At 51.4% G+C, this 1,659-nt stretch carries 3 protein-coding genes; all 3 read left to right on the top strand.

Translation table 11 applies throughout. The annotated features are described in order from the left end of the window. A partial coding sequence (locus tag J4G02_23075) for a HEAT repeat domain-containing protein (GenBank protein ID MCE2397391.1) occupies positions 1-987 on the top strand: 987 nt, incomplete at its 5' end. A 120-nt stretch (positions 988-1,107) separates the two neighbouring features. Beyond that, a complete protein-coding gene (locus J4G02_23080) occupies positions 1,108-1,431 on the top strand; it encodes an NIPSNAP family protein (protein MCE2397392.1) in 324 nt (107 codons plus the stop codon). Positions 1,432-1,463: 32 nt separating this feature from the next. Further along, on the top strand, positions 1,464-1,659 hold a 196-nt coding region (locus tag J4G02_23085), incomplete at its 3' end, for a hypothetical protein (GenBank protein MCE2397393.1).

Here is a 1,659-nt window from a genome sequence, read left to right on the forward strand (position 1 = left end):
GCACTCGACATTCGCGTCGGAAACATCGCTAACAACGCCATGATTGCTCTCGGAAAACTCGAAAGTACAACAGCAGTCCCGAGATTGATTGCTATCCTTGAGGATAAGCGGATACCGTTGAACGCTGGCACAGCCGTCTTAGCGAACGCGTCTGCCCGCACAAAAGCCGCACGCGCACTTGGCAACATCGGTGGCGCGCGTGCCGCTGAAGCCATTGGAAGACGGCTCATTGACGATACAGAATACATCGCCGCATTGGAGGACGCGGCGAACAGGAAAAACCTTGGACTCAATGACTGGAAACGCAACTGGAGCTGGGAGATTTACGTCGTTGCGGCTAAAAAACTGAATTTACCGGCGTTCGTCGCATCGAAAATGGCGGAACGCGCCGCCGATGAATGGGAAAACAATCCTGTGAGAAATGCCGCGATGGTCGCATTAGGGCGTTGTAGCACCACAGGTGCAGCCCTGGATATCTCCGATCTCAAACAGCGACTCACCGATCCGGACGTAGACATCCGAAAAGCGACTGCTCTCGCAGCCGGTGAAGCCGGACTGTCGGAACTCATACCAGACCTCGTGCAGATGATGAAAGGTGAAACTGAAGACAACAAGGATGTTCGTCGTGCCGCGACACAAGGCCTCAGGGAATTGGCGGATCCTTCAACGACTGACGCACTCATCGAAGTCATGAACAACGACGATAATCACGTGGAGATCCGGCGCGATGCCTCTCGGGCATTGGGGGACATCGGATCCGACAAAGCGGTAACGGCGTTGGTCGCAAAACTAACCGAACTGCATGAAGCCCAAATTACACGCGGATTCCGCCTCGATGTCATCAGAGCACTCGGCGACGCGAAAAACGCAAACGCAGTCGCACTCCTCGAAATGCTCCTCGAAGATCAGGACGCAGACATCCATTTCTTGGCAGCCGCAGCACTCTTTGAAATCACAGGTGAAGGCTACGGCTATAATCGATTATAAATAGTTATTGGTTATTGGTTGTTGGTTGTCAGTCGTAGGGGTTGGGTAACCTCGAAGAAACACCCCGGCAAAAACACCCGTACGAGCTGATAACTGACAACCCCTAAAAAGGAGACTTTTATGGCTTTTTTTGAATTACGGCAGTACAGAACGAAACCCGGTCAACGCGAGAATTGGGTAAAATACATGGAAGAAACGGTCCTCCCGTTCCAGATCTCTAAAGGAATGGTTGTGATTGGCAGTTTCATCGGCGAAGAAGAGGACGATCTCTACGTCTGGATCCGGCGGTTCGAGAGCGAAGAACAGCGAGAGCAACTCTACGCAGCGGTCTATGAAGATGATCGGTGGAAAAACGAGATGTCACCACGCGTCGGCGAACTGATTGACAGAGAACAAATCGTTGTCACACGGCTTGAACCCACTTCACGCTCGGCACATCAGTAGAAGGTACCTTTCTCCAAAACGGAGGTGGCTTGATGAACGCTGAAGAGAAATACCTGTTTGATCTATGGGGATATGTGAATATTGAAGGTGTTTTAGGGGATGAAGCACTCGCGGAACTGAACGCGTTAATTGATGCACAAGACTACGCTGATCCTGTGGATGATAACATCCATTCACAACGGTTCGGTGGATTCTTGAGTTGGGAGAACGACGCGTTTCGTAAACTCC

This window comes from Candidatus Poribacteria bacterium (assembly GCA_021295755.1).
Taxonomy (GTDB): Bacteria; Poribacteria; WGA-4E; order WGA-4E; family PCPOR2b; genus PCPOR2b.

What these genes read in the sequence shown, in the direction of transcription:
- J4G02_23080 (MCE2397392.1), top strand. Translation starts at nt 1,108, where the DNA reads ATGGCTTTTTTTGAATTACGGCAGTACAGAACGAAACCCGGTCAACGC.